Origin of the sequence: Pseudomonas sp. GD04019 (assembly GCF_029837695.1) — a bacterium.
Lineage (GTDB): Bacteria > Pseudomonadota > Gammaproteobacteria > Pseudomonadales > Pseudomonadaceae > Aquipseudomonas.
This window is the reverse complement of sequence record NZ_JAOEEA010000002.1, coordinates 285,159-302,785: the sequence shown is the minus strand read 5'-3', so window position 1 is coordinate 302,785 and position 17,627 is coordinate 285,159. Positions and strand designations below refer to the sequence as shown.

General features: G+C 63.4%; 21 protein-coding genes. 1 reads left to right on the top strand and 20 read right to left on the bottom strand.

The window, feature by feature from the left end:
• Positions 1-2: 2 nt before the first annotated feature.
• The 18 genes from bamB to trmJ all read right to left on the bottom strand — a co-directional run bounded on the left by bamB (position 3) and on the right by trmJ (position 14,966).
• Positions 3-1,154, bottom strand: coding sequence for an outer membrane protein assembly factor BamB (gene bamB / locus N7607_RS04090; RefSeq protein WP_137971096.1), 1,152 nt, complete (start codon positions 1,152-1,154; stop codon positions 3-5).
• Positions 1,147-1,782 carry a tetratricopeptide repeat protein gene (locus tag N7607_RS04085; protein ID WP_279864298.1) on the bottom strand — a complete coding sequence of 212 codons (636 nt, stop codon included), beginning with the start codon at positions 1,780-1,782 and terminating at the stop codon, positions 1,147-1,149. The genes bamB and N7607_RS04085 overlap by 8 nt, the downstream gene beginning before the upstream one ends.
• A gap of 34 nt (positions 1,783-1,816) precedes the next feature.
• A complete protein-coding gene (hisS, locus tag N7607_RS04080) occupies positions 1,817-3,103 on the bottom strand; it encodes a histidine--tRNA ligase (protein WP_279864299.1) in 1,287 nt (428 codons plus the stop codon).
• Between the two features lie 12 nt (positions 3,104-3,115).
• Complete coding sequence (gene ispG / locus N7607_RS04075) at positions 3,116-4,228, bottom strand: flavodoxin-dependent (E)-4-hydroxy-3-methylbut-2-enyl-diphosphate synthase (RefSeq protein WP_279864300.1); 1,113 nt, start codon at positions 4,226-4,228, stop codon at positions 3,116-3,118.
• 8 nt (positions 4,229-4,236) lie between these two features.
• Positions 4,237-5,301, bottom strand: coding sequence for a helix-turn-helix domain-containing protein (locus tag N7607_RS04070; protein ID WP_279864301.1), 1,065 nt, complete (start codon positions 5,299-5,301; stop codon positions 4,237-4,239).
• Complete coding sequence (pilW, locus tag N7607_RS04065; RefSeq protein ID WP_279864302.1) at positions 5,301-6,059, bottom strand: type IV pilus biogenesis/stability protein PilW; 759 nt, start codon at positions 6,057-6,059, stop codon at positions 5,301-5,303. Before pilW ends, N7607_RS04070 begins: the two co-directional genes overlap by 1 nt.
• Before the next feature lie 14 nt (positions 6,060-6,073).
• Positions 6,074-7,219 (bottom strand): 23S rRNA (adenine(2503)-C(2))-methyltransferase RlmN, encoded by a 1,146-nt coding sequence (gene rlmN, locus N7607_RS04060; RefSeq protein ID WP_279864303.1) that lies wholly within the window; start codon positions 7,217-7,219, stop codon positions 6,074-6,076.
• A gap of 24 nt (positions 7,220-7,243) precedes the next feature.
• Positions 7,244-7,675, bottom strand: a complete 432-nt coding sequence (gene ndk / locus N7607_RS04055; RefSeq protein ID WP_043308688.1) for a nucleoside-diphosphate kinase — start codon at positions 7,673-7,675, stop codon at positions 7,244-7,246.
• A gap of 95 nt (positions 7,676-7,770) precedes the next feature.
• Positions 7,771-7,971 (bottom strand): Fe-S cluster assembly protein IscX, encoded by a 201-nt coding sequence (gene iscX, locus N7607_RS04050; RefSeq protein WP_137971090.1) that lies wholly within the window; start codon positions 7,969-7,971, stop codon positions 7,771-7,773.
• Positions 7,972-7,985: 14 nt separating this feature from the next.
• The gene (gene fdx / locus N7607_RS04045; protein WP_279864307.1) at positions 7,986-8,327 is read right to left on the bottom strand and encodes an ISC system 2Fe-2S type ferredoxin; all 342 of its coding nucleotides are present in this window, start codon (positions 8,325-8,327) and stop codon (positions 7,986-7,988) included.
• The gene (hscA, locus tag N7607_RS04040; RefSeq protein ID WP_279864308.1) at positions 8,327-10,195 is read right to left on the bottom strand and encodes a Fe-S protein assembly chaperone HscA; all 1,869 of its coding nucleotides are present in this window, start codon (positions 10,193-10,195) and stop codon (positions 8,327-8,329) included. The genes fdx and hscA overlap by 1 nt, the downstream gene beginning before the upstream one ends.
• Before the next feature lie 42 nt (positions 10,196-10,237).
• Positions 10,238-10,759, bottom strand: a complete 522-nt coding sequence (hscB, locus tag N7607_RS04035) for a co-chaperone HscB (RefSeq protein WP_279864309.1) — start codon at positions 10,757-10,759, stop codon at positions 10,238-10,240.
• Positions 10,760-10,767: 8 nt separating this feature from the next.
• Positions 10,768-11,091, bottom strand: coding sequence for an iron-sulfur cluster assembly protein IscA (gene iscA, locus N7607_RS04030; RefSeq protein ID WP_279864310.1), 324 nt, complete (start codon positions 11,089-11,091; stop codon positions 10,768-10,770).
• A 16-nt stretch (positions 11,092-11,107) separates the two neighbouring features.
• On the bottom strand, positions 11,108-11,494 hold the full coding sequence (gene iscU, locus N7607_RS04025) for a Fe-S cluster assembly scaffold IscU (RefSeq protein WP_137971085.1): 387 nt from the start codon (positions 11,492-11,494) through the stop codon (positions 11,108-11,110).
• A gap of 48 nt (positions 11,495-11,542) precedes the next feature.
• Positions 11,543-12,757, bottom strand: a complete 1,215-nt coding sequence (locus N7607_RS04020; protein ID WP_192399395.1) for an IscS subfamily cysteine desulfurase — start codon at positions 12,755-12,757, stop codon at positions 11,543-11,545.
• 31 nt (positions 12,758-12,788) lie between these two features.
• Complete coding sequence (gene iscR, locus N7607_RS04015) at positions 12,789-13,280, bottom strand: Fe-S cluster assembly transcriptional regulator IscR (RefSeq protein ID WP_137971083.1); 492 nt, start codon at positions 13,278-13,280, stop codon at positions 12,789-12,791.
• 134 nt (positions 13,281-13,414) lie between these two features.
• On the bottom strand, positions 13,415-14,194 hold the full coding sequence (gene cysE, locus N7607_RS04010) for a serine O-acetyltransferase (RefSeq protein ID WP_279864312.1): 780 nt from the start codon (positions 14,192-14,194) through the stop codon (positions 13,415-13,417).
• Positions 14,187-14,966 (bottom strand): tRNA (cytosine(32)/uridine(32)-2'-O)-methyltransferase TrmJ, encoded by a 780-nt coding sequence (gene trmJ / locus N7607_RS04005; RefSeq protein WP_279864557.1) that lies wholly within the window; start codon positions 14,964-14,966, stop codon positions 14,187-14,189. The genes cysE and trmJ overlap by 8 nt, the downstream gene beginning before the upstream one ends.
• A 149-nt stretch (positions 14,967-15,115) precedes the next feature.
• On the opposite strand from trmJ, the gene suhB reads away from it, so the two are divergent.
• Positions 15,116-15,931, top strand: a complete 816-nt coding sequence (gene suhB / locus N7607_RS04000) for an inositol-phosphate phosphatase (RefSeq protein WP_279864313.1) — start codon at positions 15,116-15,118, stop codon at positions 15,929-15,931.
• Between the two features lie 52 nt (positions 15,932-15,983).
• Here suhB and N7607_RS03995 read toward each other — a convergent pair whose 3' ends face one another.
• Both N7607_RS03995 and secF read right to left on the bottom strand, forming a co-directional pair.
• Positions 15,984-16,529, bottom strand: coding sequence for a glycine zipper 2TM domain-containing protein (locus N7607_RS03995; protein WP_279864314.1), 546 nt, complete (start codon positions 16,527-16,529; stop codon positions 15,984-15,986).
• A gap of 180 nt (positions 16,530-16,709) precedes the next feature.
• On the bottom strand, positions 16,710-17,624 hold the full coding sequence (secF, locus tag N7607_RS03990) for a protein translocase subunit SecF (protein WP_279864315.1): 915 nt from the start codon (positions 17,622-17,624) through the stop codon (positions 16,710-16,712).
• Positions 17,625-17,627: the final 3 nt, after the last annotated feature.

Sequence of the window (17,627 nt, the reverse complement as noted above, 5' to 3'; positions counted from 1 at the left end):
GCTTAGCGGATGGTCAGGCCGACCAGCTTGCCGCTATTGCCGTAGGCGTAGATCCAGTCACCGACCACCAGCGGACGGGCACGCAGGCCGTCGCCGTCGATCTTCTTGCGGCCGACGAAGTGGCCGTCCACCTGGCTCAGCAGGTGCAGGTAGCCTTCGAAGTCACCGACCGCCACGTAGCTGGAGAACACTTCCGGCGACGACAGCTGGCGGCGCTGCAGGGCGTCGTTGTTCCACAGGGCGGAATTGGAGCCCTCGTCGACGCCTTCCACGGCGCCGCTGGCCAGGCTGACGTAGACGCTGCCGAAGCCCTGGGCCAGGCCCACGTAGCTGGAGGCTTCGCGGTTCCACAGCGGACGACCGCTTTCCACGTCGATGGCCGCGACATTGCCCTGGTAGGTCACCACGTACAGGGTGCCGCCGGAGAGCAGCAGGTTGCCGTCGATATCAACCACGCGCTCCAGTTCGGAACGGCCTTGCGGCACGGCCACACGCTGTTCCCAAACCGGGATGCCACGGCTGGCGTCGAGGGCCAGGACCTTGCCGGTGGACAGGCCGGCCATCACCAGGCGGTTGGTCATCACCGGGCTGCTGGTGCCACGCAGGGTCAGCACGGCCGGGCTGTTCTCGTAGATCCAGCGCTGCTCGCCGGTGCTGGCGTCGAAGGCGATCAGGCGATCGTCCTGGGTCTGCACCACGACGACGTCGCCGTTGGTGGCCGGCGCGGACAGCACTTCGCTGGTCACGCGGGCACGCCATTTCTCTTCGCCGTTACTGGAGTCCAGCGCAACCACTTCACCCTTGAGGGTGCCGACCAGCACCAGGCCGTAGCCGGCGCCGACGCCGCCGGAGATCGGCAGGTCCAGTTCGACTTCCCAGAACTTGTCGCCGGTCAGACGATCCAGGGCGACCACTTCGCCATCGGCAGAGGCGGCGTACAGGCGCTCGCCGTCGGCGGCGGGGGTCAGCTGGTTGTACAGCTCGCCCTGGCCATCACCGATGGAGCGGCTCCACTGAGCGTCCAGGCGTACTTCTTCCTGGATATCGGGCAGCTCGGCCGGCGGCAGTTCCTTCTTGCTGTTGCTGCTGCAACCCACGGCCACTACGGCCAGGGCCAGCACTGCGGCATTCTTCCAACGCATCACGTCAGGCATCCCCTTTCGCCAGGTCGTCGAGCTTCATCTGCAGGCCGCCCACAGCGGCGTCCTCGGACAGAGAATCCTTGGCCTTCTGGTAGGCCGCATGGGCTTCATCGCTGCGACCGAGCTGTACCAGCAGGTCGCCTTTGAGTTCTTCGCGGCTGGCCAGCCAGGCCTTTTCCGCCTCGCCTTCGAGCAGCTTGAGGCCTTCTTCGGTCTTGCCCTGGGCGGCCAGCACACGGGCCAGACGCTGGCGCGCCAGTTCGCCGATGGTGGCATCGGCGGGCTTGTCCACCAGCGGCTTGAGCTCGGCCACGGCGTCATCCAGCTTGGCGTTGTCCACCGCCACCTTGGCGACGAACAGGCTGCCGTACTGGGCGTAAGTGCTGCCGCCGTACTCGGATTTCAGCTTGTCGGCCAGTTCGGTGACTTTGCCGGCATCCGGCTGGCCGGTAGGAGTGAGGGTGGTTTCCAGCAGTTGCTGATACAGCGCGCCGCCACCCTGGGCCTGGTTGGTTTGGTACTGCTGCCAGGCCTGCCAGCCGACCACGATGGCCAGGGCCAGGGCACCACCAGTCAGCAGGGGTTTGCCATTGCGCTGCCACCAGTCCTTCATCTGCGCAATTTGTTCTTCTTCGGTCATGCTCACCCCAATAACTCCTTGATTCTCTTTATTCTCAGGCCTGCAGGCAGGCGGCCAGATGCTGTGCCAACGCATCCCAGCCAATGTTCTGTTGTTCTGCGTCGTCGCGCAGGGGCTTGCAACCTACCACGCGGGCGGTCAGTTCGTCCTCTCCCAGGATCAGGGCGAAGCGTGCGCCACTCTTGTCGGCCTTCTTGAACTGGCTCTTGAAGCTGCCAGCGCCACTGTTGACCAGCAGGCGCAGACCGGGAATGGCGTCGCGCAGCCGCTCGGCCAGGCCCAGGCCGGCCAGCTCAGCGGCCTCGCCGAAGGCGCACAGATAAACATCCGCCGGGGCGTTCAGCTCGGCCGGCAGCAGCTCCAGGGTCTCCAGCAGCAGCACCAGGCGCTCGACGCCCATGGCGAAGCCGACACCCGGCGTGGCCTTGCCGCCCAGCTGGGTGACCAGGCCGTCGTAACGGCCGCCGGCGCACACTGTGCCCTGGGCGCCGAGTTTGTCGGTGACCCACTCGAACACGGTGCGGTTGTAGTAGTCGAGGCCACGAACCAGTTTGTTGTTGATCTCGTAGCGGATGCCCACAGCGTCCAGGCGTGCCTTGACGCCCTCGAAGTGCAGGCGCGACTCCTCGTCAAGATAGTCGGACAGTGTCGGTGCGCCGACCAGCAGGGCCTGGGTCTGGGCGTTCTTGCTGTCGAGAATGCGCAGCGGATTGGTGGTCAGGCGGCGCTGGCTGTCTTCGTCGAGCTGCTCGAAGCGCTCGTTGAGGTAGGCCACCAGGGCATCGCGGTAGGCCGCACGCGCCTCGCTGGAGCCCAGGCTGTTGAGCTGCAGGGTCACCGCATCGGCCAGGCCGAGCTGCTGCCACAAACGCGCGGTGAGCACGATCAGTTCGGCATCGACGTCCGGACCCGGCAGATTGAAAGCCTCCACGCCGATCTGGTGGAACTGGCGATAGCGCCCCTTCTGCGGCTTCTCGTAGCGGAACATCGGGCCGGCGTACCACAGCTTCTGCACCTGGCCACCACCGGACAGGCCGTGCTCCAGTACGGCGCGCACGCAACCGGCGGTACCTTCCGGACGCAGGGTCAGGGACTCCTCGTTGCGGTCGAGGAAGGTGTACATCTCCTTGTCCACCACGTCGGTACCCTCGCCGATACCACGGGCGAACAGCTCGGTGAACTCGAGGATGGGCAGGCGGATTTCCTTGTAGCCATAGCCGTCGAGCAGGCTAGCCAGAGTGCCTTCCAGGTAGCGCCAGGCAGGCGTCTGCTCCGGCAGGATGTCGTTCATGCCACGGATGGCTTGCAGGGTCTTGCTCACGAATCTTCCTTATCAGCCGCGGGCGATAACGGCTGCGTCGGCTTCGGCCTTTTCGGCCGCCTTGCGGCGGATGAGCTTCTCCAGCTCGTCCACCAGATTGTCGTTGTTCAGTTTCGAGGCTGGCGCGCCGTCGATGTACACCAGGTTGTTCGGCGAGCCGCCGGTAAGGCCGATATGGGCCTCCTTGGCCTCGCCCGGGCCGTTGACCACGCAGCCGATCACGGCGACGTCCAGCGGCACCAGCAGGTCTTCGACCCGCGCCTCCAGCTCGTTCATGGTCTTGACCACGTCGAAGTTCTGCCGCGAGCAGCTCGGGCAGGCGATGAAGTTGATGCCCCGCGAACGCAGGCGCAGGGACTTGAGGATGTCGTAACCGACCTTGATCTCCTCCACCGGATCGGCGGCCAGGGAGATGCGGATGGTGTCGCCGATGCCCTCGGCCAGCAGCATGCCCAGGCCGACCGCGGACTTCACGGTGCCGGAGCGCAGACCGCCGGCCTCGGTGATGCCCAAGTGCAGCGGCTGCTCGATCTGCTTGGCCAGCAGGCGATAGGCGGCGACAGCCATGAACACGTCGGAAGCCTTAACGCTGACCTTGAAATCGGGGAAGTTCAGGCGATCGAGGTGCTCGACATGGCGCAGAGCGGACTCCACCAGCGCCTCGGGCGTCGGCTCGCCGTATTTCTTCTGCAGGTCCTTCTCCAACGAACCGGCGTTGACGCCGATGCGGATCGGGATGCCCTTGTCGCGCGCGGCCTCGACCACGGCCTTGACGCGGTCTTCACGACCGATGTTGCCCGGGTTGATGCGCAGGCAGTCGACGCCCAGCTCGGCCACACGCAGGGCGATCTGGTAATCGAAGTGGATATCGGCCACCAGCGGCACTTTCACCTGCTGCTTGATCTTGCCGAAGGCCTCGGCCGCCTCCATGGACGGCACCGAGACGCGCACGATATCGGCGCCGGCATCTTCGAGACGATGGATCTGGCCGACCGTGGCATCGACGTCACAGGTCTCGGTGTTGGTCATGCTCTGCACGGCAATCGGCGCATCGCCGCCAACCGGTACCGAGCCGACCCAGATCTTGCGGGACAGGCGACGCTTGATGGGAGATTCGCAATGCATGGTCTGGCTCACTGCCCCAGTTTGAGGCGGGCGGTTTCACCGTGGGTGGAGGAAGCGACATCGACCGGCTGACCATTGACCAGCACCACGGCACCGCGGGCGTAACCCAGGCGCAACTCGAGCGGGGCCTTGCCAACCAGTTCGACGCTGTCGCCACGGCGTTTGAGGGCGCTAAGCAGCACTTTGCCATTGGCATCGGTGAGCTGGGTCCAGCAATCGGCGGTGAACTGCAGATTGACCAAGGCCTCACCGGCAGCGGCCGCTACCGGAGCGCTGGCGACCGGCGCCGCCGGCTCGGTAGCTGGCGTGGCCGGAACCGAAGTCTGCGCAGTAACAGCCGGCTCGGTCGATTGCGGCGCAGCGGCAACAGGAGCCTGTTGCTCGGCATTGGCCGACGCCTGAGGCGCTGCCGGCACAACCGGCGCTGGCTGAGCAGCAGACTGTGCCGGAGCGGCTGGATTGATCTCGGCGCTTGGCGACGCTTCGGCGTTGGCCGCAGGGTCGATAGCAGGCGGGATATCGGCGATGGGCGCTTCCGCCTGAGCTTCGGCGACCGCCTGATCTTCCGGCTCGTCCAGAGGATGAATTTCGGTGGTGCCGTCTGCGGCCTCCACTTCGACATGCTCGATGGGCGCCTTGGCCGAGCCGGCGCCCAGGCGTGCGGTCTCGCCCTGCCACCAGAAGAAGCCAACACCGCCCAGAGCGGCCAGGGCCACGATACTGAAGACCTTCACCAGGCTCTGCGACACCCGGGCCGGCTCTTCGATACGCGCCAGACTGGCGACGCTACTGCCATTGGCATCGGTGCCGGTGTAGTGGTCAAAATCGCTGACAAGACGGCTGGGATCCATGCCCATCAACTTGGCGTAGGCACGAATATAGCCACGCGCGAAGGTATGTCCCGGCAATTGATCGAAGGCACCCGCCTCCACATTACGCAGAGCCTGGGCAGTCAGGTTCAACTGCACGGCGACATCGTTCAGCGCCAGGCTTCGGCTCTCGCGCACCTTGCGCAGCGTCTCTCCGGGATTGATCCGGGGCGCGGCAGCAACTTCAGGATGCGTAGATTTCATCACTGCTCCGACAAGTATTGCTGGTATTCCGGGGTGCCCGGATAGAGGCGTTTCAGCTGCAGGCCGAGGCTGGCGGCGTGGTCGCGGTCTTCGAAGACTTTGGCCAGACGCGCACCGAGTAAAAGGCTGCGTGCATTCTGCCCTGATCCCCGCTGGAATTCGTCGTAGTACTTTCTGGCCTGAACAAAGTCCTGCGACGCATAAGATAACGATGCCAACTCCAGCAAAGTTCGAGGCTGACGAGGGCTGAGGCGATGCGCACGCTCAAAGTACAGTTTGGCATCCCCAGTCTTGCCAAGTTGTAGCGCAGTCAACCCCATGTTTTCGAAAACTCTGGCGCGCTCTGGATACAAACTATCTTCAGCGGCCTTGGCGTATTTGCTTAGTGCATCTTCGTAACGTTTCTGCTCAAACAGGAAGGAGCCGTAGTTATTGAGAACTCTGGCATCGCTCCCATTTTGAGAAAGAGCCTTTCTGAAATGTGCATCTGCGAGTTCCGGCTCCATCTCTCGCTGAAAAACCAGAGCCAGAGCCACATGAGCATCAGCGCTGCTCGGATCAAGCTCTAAAGCCTTCTTAAGTGGAACTTTCGCACGCCCGGTTTCACCTTGCTGGAGATAACCAATGCCCAATTGAATGAATGCATCTCGCGCTTCATCTCTCCCCTTGCCGGTTTTCATTGGATCAACGTTGCCTTCAGTAACGCAACCGACCAGAAGGCAACCAAGAAGCAAGTACAGCGCAGCGCGCGAGGTCATGAATTACTCCCCCTTCAATTTCGGTTGGCAGCATCGCGAGGCTCTGCGGCCTCGTTACCCAGCTGGCGTACGGCGATATAACGCTCACTGCGGCGGGTACGGTCCTGCACTTGCCCGACCAGCTGCCCGCAGGCGGCGTCGATGTCGTCGCCACGGGTGGTGCGCACAGTGACATTGAAGCCGGCCTTGTGCAGCAGATCCTGGAAGCGGCGAATGGCGTTGTTGCTCGGCCGTTCGTAACCGGAGTGGGGGAAGGGATTAAACGGAATCAGATTGATCTTGCAAGGGAAATCCTTGAGAAGTGCGATCATCTGCGCAGCATGTTCCGGCTGGTCGTTGACGTCCTTGAGCAGGGTGTACTCGACGGTCAGGAAGCGTTTCTCGCCCAGACCCTCGATGTAGCGGCGGCAAGCCGCCAGCAGCACTTCCAGCGGATACTTCTTGTTGAGCGGCACCAACTGGTTGCGCAACTCGTCGTTCGGTGCGTGAAGAGACAGAGCCAGGGACACATCGGTGACGGTCGCCAGCTTGTCGATCATCGGCACCACGCCAGAGGTGGACAGGGTCACCTTGCGCTTGGAAATGCCGTAGCCGAGATCATCCATCATGATCTGCATGGCAGGTACGACATTGTCGAAATTCAGCAGGGGCTCGCCCATGCCCATCATCACCACGTTGGTGATGGCGCGGTCGATCTTGGCCGGTACGGTGCCGAAGGATTTGTTGGCGATCCACACTTGGCCGATGATTTCCGCGGCAGTCAGGTCGCTGTTGAAGCCCTGTTTGCCGGTGGAACAGAAACTGCAATCCAGCGCACAGCCAGCCTGGGACGACACACAAAGGGTGCCACGGCCGCCTTGCGGGATATACACGGTCTCGACGCAGCTGCCGGACGCCACGCGCACCACCCACTTGCGGGTGCCATCGCTGGAGATGTCCTGACTGACGATCTCAGGACCGCGAATCTCGGCGCAGGCGCTGAGCTTTTCGCGCAGGGCCTTGCCGAGATTGCTCATGGCGTCGAAATCCTCGACGCCAAAATGGTGAATCCACTTCATGACCTGACCGGCACGGAAGCGCTTCTCTCCGATGCTCTCGAAGAAGCTCTCCATCTCGGGCTGGGTCAGCCCCAGCAGGTTGGTCTTGGCAGCATCAGTCATGGATTCACCCTCGCCGGTTCGCGCTTAGCGAATGCGAGCGCACACCTCGGTGGCGGAGAAGAAGTACGCGATTTCGCGAGCGGCGGAAGCCTCGGAATCGGAACCGTGCACGGCGTTCTCGTCGATGGAAACGGCGAAGTCGGCGCGGATGGTGCCGGCAGCAGCTTCTTTCGGGTTAGTGGCGCCCATCAGCTCACGGTTCTTCAGAACGGCGTCTTCGCCTTCCAGAACCTGGACGATGACCGGACCGGAGGTCATGAAGGCAACCAGATCCTTGAAGAAGCCGCGCTCGCTGTGCTCGGCGTAGAAACCGGCGGCTTCACGCTCGGACAGCTGAACCATCTTGGAAGCAACGACGCGCAGGCCGGCCTTCTCGAAACGGGTGGTGATTTCACCGATGACGTTTTTGGCAACGGCATCCGGCTTGATGATGGAGAAAGTGCGTTGAACGGCCATGTGAAGCTCCAGAAAGTTAAAGCGAAAAATTAAACCCGCGAATTATACGCGGGTTAGGGGGAAATGCGTAGGGCCGTGCCCTGAAGCGGTGCGACTCAGTCGAGCTCTTCGATCCACGCCGCCTGGATGGCCTCCAGCACCTTCTCGCCGCCGCGCTGCGGGTCATCGGCAAAATCCGGCAGGGCCAGCACCCAGCGATGCAGATCGACGAAGTTGACGTAGCGCGGATCGACATCCGCCTTGCTCTCGGCCAGCTCGATGGCGATATCCAGCACGTCGGTCCATTTCAGGCTCATGTCGGCTCCTTGACTCAGTGCGGCGCTTCGGCGGCGTGGTTGAGCGAGTATTTCGGGATCTCGACGGTCAGGTCTTCGGTGCCAACGACAGCCTGGCAAGCCAGCCGCGATTGCGCCTCCAGGCCCCAGGCCCGATCGAGGAAGTCTTCCTCCAACTCGTCCGCCTCTTCCAGCGAGTCGAAGCCCTCACGAATGATGCAGTGGCAAGTAGTGCAGGCGCATACGCCGCCACAGGCACTTTCCATCTCAATATGGTGCTCATGAGCTAGATCGAGAATGGAAGTGCCGGGCTCGGCCTCCACAACCATGCCATCAGGACAGAACTTCTCGTGCGGCAGAAAAATGACCTGTGGCATCAGTTATCCTCGATTTCATTCAGATTGCGCCCCGCCAGGGCGGCCTTAACCGTCGAGTCCATCCGCCGAGCGGCGAAAGCGTCGGTAATCTGCGACAGACGCTTGGTCTGCTGCTCGATGGCATGAGTATCGTCGCTAGCCGCCAGCGCGCGCAGCTCTTCCATGGCCGCCAGAATGGCGATTCGCTCGTCTTCGTCGAGCAGGCGCTGGCCATCGACGTCCAGCGCCGATTGCACGGCCTCGAGCAGACGTTCAGCCTCGACTTGCTGCTCACGCAAGGCGCGAGCCGCCTTGTCGCCACCGGCATTGCTGAAGGAGTCCTGCAGCATGCGCGCGATCTCGCCATCGGTCAGGCCGTAGGAAGGCTTGACCTGGATGCTCGCCTCTACACCAGAACCCAATTCACGCGCGGCAACACTGAGCAGGCCGTCGGCGTCGACCTGGAAGGTCACGCGAATCTTCGCCGCCCCGGCGACCATCGGCGGAATACCGCGCAGCTCGAAGCGCGCCAGGGAACGGCAGTCCTTGACCAACTCGCGCTCGCCCTGCAGCACCTGGATGGCCATGGCGCTCTGGCCGTCCTTGTAGGTGGTGAAGTCCTGGGCCCGCGCCACCGGGATCGTGGTATTGCGCGGAATGACCTTCTCCATCAGCCCGCCCATGGTCTCCAACCCCAGGGACAGCGGAATCACGTCGAGCAGCAACAGCTCCTCGCCATTGCCGCGCTGATTGCCGGCCAGGGTGTCGGCTTGGACGGCAGCACCAATGGCCACCACCTGATCCGGGTCGATATCGGTCAGCGGCTGACGACCAAACAGCTCGCCCACCGCCTCGCGTACGCGCGGCACACGAGTGGAACCACCCACCATGACCACTGCCTCGACCTCTTCGATCTCGATGTTCGCGTCACGCACCGCGCGACGGCAGGCCTTGAGGCTGCGGGCGACCATCGGCTCGATCAGAGCCTCGAACTGCGCCCGGCTCAGCTCGCCAGACCAGCCATCGTAAGCCACCGATACGCTATCGGCATCGGTCAGCGCCTCTTTCGCCGCACAGGCAGACTGCAGCAGGCGGCGCTGGGCCGCAGGATCGAGATCATGGGACAGACCGGCCTGCTCGATGATCCAGCCGGCGATGGCATGATCGAAGTCATCGCCACCCAGAGCGCTGTCGCCGCCGGTCGCGAGCACCTCGAACACGCCTCGGGTCAGGCGCAGCACGGAGATATCGAAAGTACCGCCACCCAGATCATAGATGGCCACGACGCCCTCGGCGCCCTTGTCCAGACCATAAGCCACGGCGGCGGCAGTGGGCTCGTTGAGCAGACGCAGCACGTTGAGATTGGCCAGGCGCGCGGCGTCCTTGGTGGCCTGGCGCTGGGCATCGTCGAAATAGGCCGGCACCGTGATCACCGCACCGACCAGCTCACCACCCAGCGTGGCTTCCGCGCGCTGGCGCAGGGCCCGCAGAATCTCCGCAGACACCTCTACCGGGCTCTTGGCACCCTGCACCGTCTCGATGAACGGCATGTGCGACTCGCCCTCGGCGAAACGATAGGGCAACTGGTCGCCTAGCTGTTTGACGTCCTCGACACCACGCCCCATCAGGCGCTTGACCGACAGCACGGTGTTCAGCGGATCCAGCGCGGCGGCGGCCTTGGCGGACTCGCCCACCTCGACGCGATCGGCGTGATAACGCACGGCAGACGGCAGGATCACTCGCCCTTCGGCGTCGGCCAGCGGCTCGGAAAGGCCGCTGCGCACGGCGGCAACCAGCGAATTGGTGGTACCCAGGTCGATGCCCACCGCCAGGCGGCGCTGGTGGGGTTGCGGGCTCTGCCCGGGCTCGGCGATCTGCAGTAGGGCCATGGTGCTCTAGGTGTCAGGCGCGCAGCGCGAAGCTGCGCCGGGTTAGTCGTCGAGGCGCTCTTCCAGATCGCGCACTTCGTGAGCCAGCTTGTCGAGGAATTGCATGCGGCGCACCAGGCGCTCGGCCTCTTCGCGTCGCGCGGCATCGCTCCAGCAGGCGGAGAAATCTTCGTCCAGCTCTTCCTGAGCCACTTTCAAGCGCTGCTTGAAGGCCGCCACGCCAGCCAGATCAGCACTGTCCTGCAGGTCTTCCAGCTCTTCGCGCCAGCGCATCTGCTGGAGCAGGAACTCGGGGTCCTGCACCGTCACTTCCAGCGGCAGTTCGCGACCACCCAGCGCCAACAGGTAGAGCGCGCGACGCGGCCCGCTCTTCAGGGTCTGGTAGGCCTCATTAAGGCTGGCCGACTGCTCCAGCGCCAGGCGCTGCTCGCGCTCGCCAGCATCGGCGAAACGATCCGGATGCACGGCCTTGGCCAGCTCGCGATAGCGCGCGGCCAACTGCGCCTGATCCACGCGGAACGCGGGCTGCAGCTCGAACAGGGCGAAATGACAGGGACTACCCACAACCAGCCTCAGACGTTGAAGCTCTCGCCGCAGCCGCACTCGCCGCGCACGTTGGGGTTGTTGAACTTGAAGCCCTCGTTGAGGCCTTCGCGGACGAAGTCCAGCTCGGTGCCATCCAGGTAGGCCAGGCTCTTCGGATCGATGATCACCTTGACGCCGAAGCTTTCGAACACCTGATCCTCGCCTGCCACCTCGTCGACGAACTCCAGCACGTAGGCGAGGCCCGAGCAACCGGTGGTACGCACACCCAGGCGAATGCCCTCGCCCTTGCCACGCCCGTCGATCGAGCGCTGCACATGGCGAGCGGCGGCTTCAGTCATGGTAATGGCCATTAGCGACTCCTCGGGATCAGAGCAGACCTTTCTTCTGCTTGTAGTCGTGCACGGCGGCCTTGATGGCGTCTTCGGCGAGCACGGAGCAGTGGATCTTCACCGGCGGCAGGGCCAGTTCTTCGGCCAGCTGGGTGTTCTTGATCGACTCGGCCTCGTCCAGGGTCTTGCCCTTCATCCACTCGGTGGCGAGGGAGCTGGAGGCGATGGCCGAACCGCAGCCGTAGGTCTTGAACTTGGCGTCTTCGATCACGCCCTGCTCGTTGACCTTGATCTGCAGACGCATCACGTCGCCACACGCCGGGGCGCCGACCATGCCGGTACCGACATTCGGGTCCTCGGCGTCCATCTTGCCGACGTTGCGCGGGTTCTCGTAATGGTCGATGACCTTTTCACTGTATGCCATGTTGCAAATCCTCTCTCATCAGGTGCCGCTCTACAGGCGACTCGAAAATCAGTGTGCCTGCCATTCGACCTTGGAGATGTCGACACCCTCTTTGAACATGTCCCACAGCGGCGACAGCTCACGCAGCTTGTTCACCGCACCGGCCACTTTGCTGGCCGCGTAATCGACTTCTTCCTCGGTGGTGAAGCGGCCGAAGGTGAAACGAATCGAGCTGTGTGCCAGCTCGTCGTTGCGACCCAGGGCGCGCAGCACGTAGGACGGCTCCAGCGAGGCGGAGGTACAGGCGGAACCGGAAGAGACCGCCAGGTCCTTGAGCGCCATGATCAGCGACTCGCCTTCGACGTAGTTGAAGCTGAGGTTCAGGTTGTGCGGCACGCGCTGGGTCAGGCTGCCGTTGACGTACAGCTCTTCCATACCCTCGAGCTGCTTGTAGAAGCGATCACGCAGAGCCAGCACACGCTGGTTTTCCTGCGCCATCTCTTCCTTGGCGATACGGAAGGCCTCGCCCATGCCGACACACTGGTGCGTGGCCAGGGTGCCGGAGCGCATGCCGCGCTCATGGCCGCCACCGTGGGTCTGGGCTTCCAGACGCACGCGAGGCTTGCGGCGCACGTACAGGGCGCCGACACCTTTCGGGCCATAGGTCTTGTGGGCGGAAAAGGACATCAGGTCGACCTTCAGTTTCTCCAGATCGATCTCGACCTTGCCGGTGGACTGCGCCGCATCGACATGGAACAGCACGCCGCGGGAGCGGGTCAGCTCACCGATGGCGGCGATGTCGTTGATGGTGCCGATCTCGTTATTGACGTGCATGATCGACACCAGAATGGTGTCCTCGCGCAGCGCCGCCTCGACCATGGCCGGCGTTACCAGGCCATCTTCGCCCGGCTCGAGATAGGTCACTTCGAAGCCTTCGCGCTCCAGTTGGCGCGCAGTGTCCAGCACCGCTTTGTGCTCGATCTTCGAGGTGATGATGTGCTTGCCCTTGGTGCTATAGAAGTGCGCGACACCCTTGATGGCCAGGTTGTCGGACTCGGTGGCACCGGAGGTCCAGACGATCTCGCGCGGGTCGGCATTGACCAGCTCGGCCACCTGGCGACGGGCGTTCTCGACCGCTTCCTCGGCCTTCCAGCCGAAGACGTGGGAGCGCGATGCCGGGTTGCCAAAATTGCCATCCACCAGCAGGCACTCGCTCATCTTCTGCGCCACGCGCGGATCGACCGGAGTGGTGGCGGAGTAATCGAGGTAAATCGGCAATCTCATCAGGTATCTCCTATTCAGGCAGGCGCCCTGCTCACTCGATGGCGGACGCTTCGATCTTGTCCAGCTGCGGCGTCCTGCCGTTACAACGGCGCTGATCCTGACGCTGGGCGACTTCCTGCACTTCGCGTCGGGTCACCAGATCAGCCAGGCTGATGCCGCTGAGAAATTCGTGAATCTGCTGACTGAGGTCGCACCACAGATGGTGGGTCAGACAGGTGTCGCCGGAATGGCAATCGCCCATGCCCTGACAACGAGTAGCGTCGACCGATTCGTTCACCGCATCGATCACTTGGGCCACCTGAATCACCCGCATGTCGCGCGACAACTGATAGCCACCACCGGGACCACGCACGCTGCTGACCAGGTTGCCGCGGCGCAACTTGGCGAACAGTTGCTCCAGATAGGACAGGGAAATGCCCTGCCGCTCGGAGATGTCCGCCAGCGACACAGGCCCGCTCTGGGCATGCAGCGCCAGATCGAGCATGGCTGTAACGGCGTAGCGGCCTTTGGTGGTCAGACGCATGGTTATCGCACCACGGGTGAGCTGAGTTGCCGCAAGTATCCTCTTTTCCGACTATTTAGGTCAACTATAAGACCGATTAAAACAGTCGGATATAGTGGCAGTGCGGGGCGCGAATGATAGCAGACTATGCGTCGTCAGGCAGCCGGCTTGTCGCCCTGCTCCTTGCACACATCGGCGAAGTCCTCGTCGCGCAGTGCCGGCAGCTCCTTGGCGCAATAGTCGCTGCCCAGAGCCTTGAGCGCGCCGCACATACCTTCCAGACGCGAGTCGACCGCCTGCAGGTGATCGAGCAACTGGCCAATGGCGCGCGCCACCGGATCCGGCATGTCCTGGCTGACACCATAGGCATCGAAACCGAGCTTCTCAGCCATGGCCTGACGCTTGGCCTCCCGCTCGTCATCCGCTTTGGCGATGATCCGCCCCGGAATGCCGACCGCCGTAGCACCAGCCGGCACCGCCTTGGTCACCACGGCATTGGAGCCGATCTTGGCACCCGCACCGACAGTGAATGGACCGAGCACCTTGGCGCCAGCGCCGACCACCACACCATCCTCTAACGTCGGATGGCGCTTGCCCTTGTTCCAGCTGGTGCCACCCAGGGTCACGCCCTGATAGAGGGTCACGTCATTACCGATCTCGGCGGTCTCGCCGATGACGATGCCCATGCCGTGGTCGATGAAGAAGCGCCGCCCGATCTTCGCGCCCGGATGGATCTCGATGCCGGTCATCCAGCGCCCGAAGTTCGACACCAGGCGCGCCAGCCATTTCCAGCCCGCCCCCCACAACGCATGCGCCACGCGGTGCAACCACACCGCATGCAGCCCCGGATAGCAGGTCACCACCTCGAAAGCGTTGCGCGCCGCCGGATCACGATGAAAAACACTCTGGATATCTTCGCGCACACGCTCAAACATCGTCTTTTCTCCGCTTGTGAGACTCCCCACGCACCGCCTTCTGGGTTTCCGTGAGAACGCCGCGCAGGATATTCATTTCCAGTTTGCTGATGCCCGAGCGCCCATACAGGCGACGCAGGCGCGACATCAGGTGACGCGGATTGGCCGGATCGAGGAAGCCGATCTCCACCAGCGTACTCTCCAGATGGCCGTAGAACAGCTCCAGCTCATCCGTGGTCACCGGCTGGGTATTGAGCATCGCGGTGGTTTCCAGCTTGTTCATCTTGGTCGGCTGCCCCTCGGCCGCCAGCCAGGCCATGCGCACCTCATAGGCCAGCACCTGCACGGCCGCCGCCAGGTTCAGCGAGCTGAACTCCGGATTGGACGGGATATGCACATGGAACTGACAGCGCTGCAGCTCCTCGTTGGTCAGGCCGGCATATTCGCGACCGAACACCAGCGCCACCTCGCCGCCCAGCTCGACCTGCTGCAACGCAGTGGTCGCGCACTCGCGCGGGTCGAGCAACGGCCAGGGAATGCGCCGATCGCGCGCACTGGTACCCAGCGCCACACTGCAACCGGCCAGCGCCTCTTCCAAGGTGGCCACAACCACAGCGTTATCAAGGATATCGGTGGCGCCGGAGGCGCGCGCGACCGCCTCGCTGCTGGGAAAGTCTTCAGGATCGACCAGCACCAGACGCGACAGGCCCATGTTCTTCATGGCCCGCGCGGCACCGCCGATATTGCCGGGATGGCTGGTATTGACCAGCACTACGCGAATGTTCTGCAGCAACGCCAGCTCCGCCCAAGGATGCGAAAGGGCCATGAATGTTACAGAAGGCCCCAGCCCAGCGCCATGCACAACGACGAGCCGGCTGCACAGAAAAAGCTAGTCTGCTAGAATGGCCGGCTTTCTTCTTTAACGATCCAGGTGAACCTTCCATGCAGCCCATGCTGAATATCGCGCTGCGCGCTGCGCGCAGTGCCGGCGAACTGATCATCCGCTCCGTCGAACGCCTGGACGTCATCTCGGTCAACGAGAAAGATGCCAACGACTACGTCAGCGAAGTCGATCGCGCCGCCGAGCAGACCATCATCCAGGCGCTGCAGAAGGCCTACCCGACTCACGGCTTCCTCGGCGAGGAAGGCGGCAGCATCGCCGGCACTGGCGACGGCGCCGACTACCAGTGGATCATCGACCCGCTGGACGGCACCACCAACTTCCTGCGCGGCGTACCGCACTTCGCCGTCAGCATCGCCTGCAAATACCGTGGCCGTCTGGAGCACGCCGTGGTGCTCGACCCGGTACGCCAGGAAGAATTCACCGCCAGCCGCGGCCGCGGCGCTGCCGTCAACGGTCGCCGCATCCGCGTCAGCAATCGCAAGAGCCTGGACGGCGCCCTGCTCGGCACCGGCTTCCCGTTCCGCGCCGAGCAGGTCGACAACCTGGACAACTACCTGGGCATGTTCCGCAGCCTGGTCGGCCAGACCGCCGGCATCCGCCGCGCCGGCGCCGCCAGCCTGGACCTGGCCTACGTGGCCGCCGGCCGCTACGACGCCTTCTGGGAATTCGGCCTGTCCGAGTGGGACATGGCCGCAGGCGCCCTGCTGATCCAGGAAGCAGGCGGCCTGGTCAGCGATTTCAGCGGCGGCCACGATTTCCTCGATAAAGGCCAGGTCGTTGCCGGCAATACCAAGTGCTTCAAGGCCGTGCTGACCGCCATCCAGCCGCATCTGGCGCCCTCGATGAAGCGCTGATCGCCAGCCCATGAAAAAGCCGCCCTAGGGCGGCTTTTTTGTTTCAGGTCGCTTACTGGGCGACTTGCGACTGCACCAGCACCAACTGGCCTTCCTTGTTGACCGGGATCTGACTGCCCGGATCACGATCCATTCGCACCTGGCCGACCTTGCCGTCCAGCTGATACTTCACGTCATAACCCACCAGCTTCTCGCTGGTGTCGGTCACGGTGTTACAGCGGGTCTCGGTGGTGGTGTAGGTATCGCGTCCCTGCATGCCTTCCTGAACCTTGTTGCCCGCATAGCCACCGCCGACAGCACCGGCCACGGTGGCGATCTTCTTGCCGTTGCCGCCACCCACCTGATTACCCAGCAGGCCTCCTACCACCGCACCGATGGCGGTACCGGCGATCTGGTGCTGGTCCTTGACCGGGCGCTGGCGGGTCACGGTAACGTCCTTGCAGACCTCGCGCGGCGTCTTGATGGTCTCCTTGATCGGCTGCACGGCCAGCACCTCGGCATACTGAGGACCGCCCACCAGGCTATAGGTGGCCACAGCACCGCCGGCAGTGACACCGACCGCGCCCAATACTGCACCTACGATCATCGACTTGTTCATGGGGTCCTCCAGAGACTTCTCGGTTACCAGGCATTACGCCCTATTCCCTGCCTTGGATCAGGCCAGACCGAGCGAGTTCCGGCTTCGCTGCTCTGCGCCCCGAGAACTGCGACGAAACGCACACCGATAAAACACGAAGCCCGGCGCTGGGCCGGGCTTCGGACAATCGGCATGCGCGCCTCAGGGAAGCTCATCCACCTCTTCGGCAACCGCCGGCGGAATCAGGTCTTCGGTGGTCAGGTTCAGCCAGATCAGCACCACGTTGGCGATGTAGATCGACGAGTAGGTACCGGCCAGCACGCCGACGAACAGGGCGATGGAGAAGCCCCACAGGTTGTCGCCAGCGAACACCAGCAGCGCGATGATCGCCAGCAGGGTGGAGATCGACGTGGCCATGGTGCGCAGCAGGGTCTGGGTGGTCGAGATGTTGATGTTCTCGATCAGGCTGGCCTTGCGCAGCACGCGGAAGTTCTCGCGCACCCGGTCGAACACCACGATGGTGTCGTTCAGCGAGTAGCCGATGATGGCCAGCACCGCGGCCAGCACCGTCAGGTCGAAGGTAATCTGGAAGAACGACAGAATACCCATGGTCACGACCACGTCATGCACCAGCGAGACGATGGCGCCGACGGCGAACTTCCACTGGAAGCGGAAGGCCACGTAGATCAGGATGCCGCCGAGGGCCAGCAGCATGCCCAGACCACCCTGGTCACGCAGCTCCTCGCCCACGGCGGGACCGACGTACTCGACCTTCTTCACCTGCAGCGAATTGTCGCCGCTGGCCGCCTGCAGCACGGAGGCCACCTTGTTGCCCAGCTGCGGGTCATCGCCCTGCAGACGTACCACCACATCGGTGGTCGCGCCAAAGCTCTGCACCACCGCATCGGCATAACCGGCAGCCGCCAGTTGCTCGCGCACCTGGCCGAGGTTGGCCGGCTTGTCGTAGCTCAGCTCGATCTGGCTGCCGCCGGTAAAGTCGAGACCGAAGTTGAGCCCCTTGAAGAACCAGCTACCAAGGGCGATGACGGTCAGGATCATGGTCAGGGCAAACGCAAAATTGCGTACGCCCATGAAGTTGATAGTTCCGAGTTTCATGAC

Bases quoted from the DNA above. Each gene is read 5' to 3' on its own strand.
- bamB (WP_137971096.1), bottom strand. From the start codon at position 1,154: ATGCCTGACGTGATGCGTTGGAAGAATGCCGCAGTGCTGGCCCTGGCC.
- N7607_RS04085 (WP_279864298.1), bottom strand. From the start codon at position 1,782: ATGACCGAAGAAGAACAAATTGCGCAGATGAAGGACTGGTGGCAGCGC.
- ispG (WP_279864300.1), bottom strand. From the start codon at position 4,228: ATGCATTGCGAATCTCCCATCAAGCGTCGCCTGTCCCGCAAGATCTGG.
- N7607_RS04070 (WP_279864301.1), bottom strand. From the start codon at position 5,301: ATGAAATCTACGCATCCTGAAGTTGCTGCCGCGCCCCGGATCAATCCC.
- pilW (WP_279864302.1), bottom strand. From the start codon at position 6,059: ATGACCTCGCGCGCTGCGCTGTACTTGCTTCTTGGTTGCCTTCTGGTC.
- rlmN (WP_279864303.1), bottom strand. From the start codon at position 7,219: ATGACTGATGCTGCCAAGACCAACCTGCTGGGGCTGACCCAGCCCGAG.
- ndk (WP_043308688.1), bottom strand. From the start codon at position 7,675: ATGGCCGTTCAACGCACTTTCTCCATCATCAAGCCGGATGCCGTTGCC.
- iscX (WP_137971090.1), bottom strand. From the start codon at position 7,971: ATGAGCCTGAAATGGACCGACGTGCTGGATATCGCCATCGAGCTGGCC.
- fdx (WP_279864307.1), bottom strand. From the start codon at position 8,327: ATGCCACAGGTCATTTTTCTGCCGCACGAGAAGTTCTGTCCTGATGGC.
- hscA (WP_279864308.1), bottom strand. From the start codon at position 10,195: ATGGCCCTACTGCAGATCGCCGAGCCCGGGCAGAGCCCGCAACCCCAC.
- iscA (WP_279864310.1), bottom strand. From the start codon at position 11,091: ATGGCCATTACCATGACTGAAGCCGCCGCTCGCCATGTGCAGCGCTCG.
- iscU (WP_137971085.1), bottom strand. From the start codon at position 11,494: ATGGCATACAGTGAAAAGGTCATCGACCATTACGAGAACCCGCGCAAC.
- N7607_RS04020 (WP_192399395.1), bottom strand. From the start codon at position 12,757: ATGAGATTGCCGATTTACCTCGATTACTCCGCCACCACTCCGGTCGAT.
- iscR (WP_137971083.1), bottom strand. From the start codon at position 13,280: ATGCGTCTGACCACCAAAGGCCGCTACGCCGTTACAGCCATGCTCGAT.
- cysE (WP_279864312.1), bottom strand. From the start codon at position 14,194: ATGTTTGAGCGTGTGCGCGAAGATATCCAGAGTGTTTTTCATCGTGAT.
- suhB (WP_279864313.1), top strand. From the start codon at position 15,116: ATGCAGCCCATGCTGAATATCGCGCTGCGCGCTGCGCGCAGTGCCGGC.
- N7607_RS03995 (WP_279864314.1), bottom strand. From the start codon at position 16,529: ATGAACAAGTCGATGATCGTAGGTGCAGTATTGGGCGCGGTCGGTGTC.
- secF (WP_279864315.1), bottom strand. From the start codon at position 17,624: ATGAAACTCGGAACTATCAACTTCATGGGCGTACGCAATTTTGCGTTT.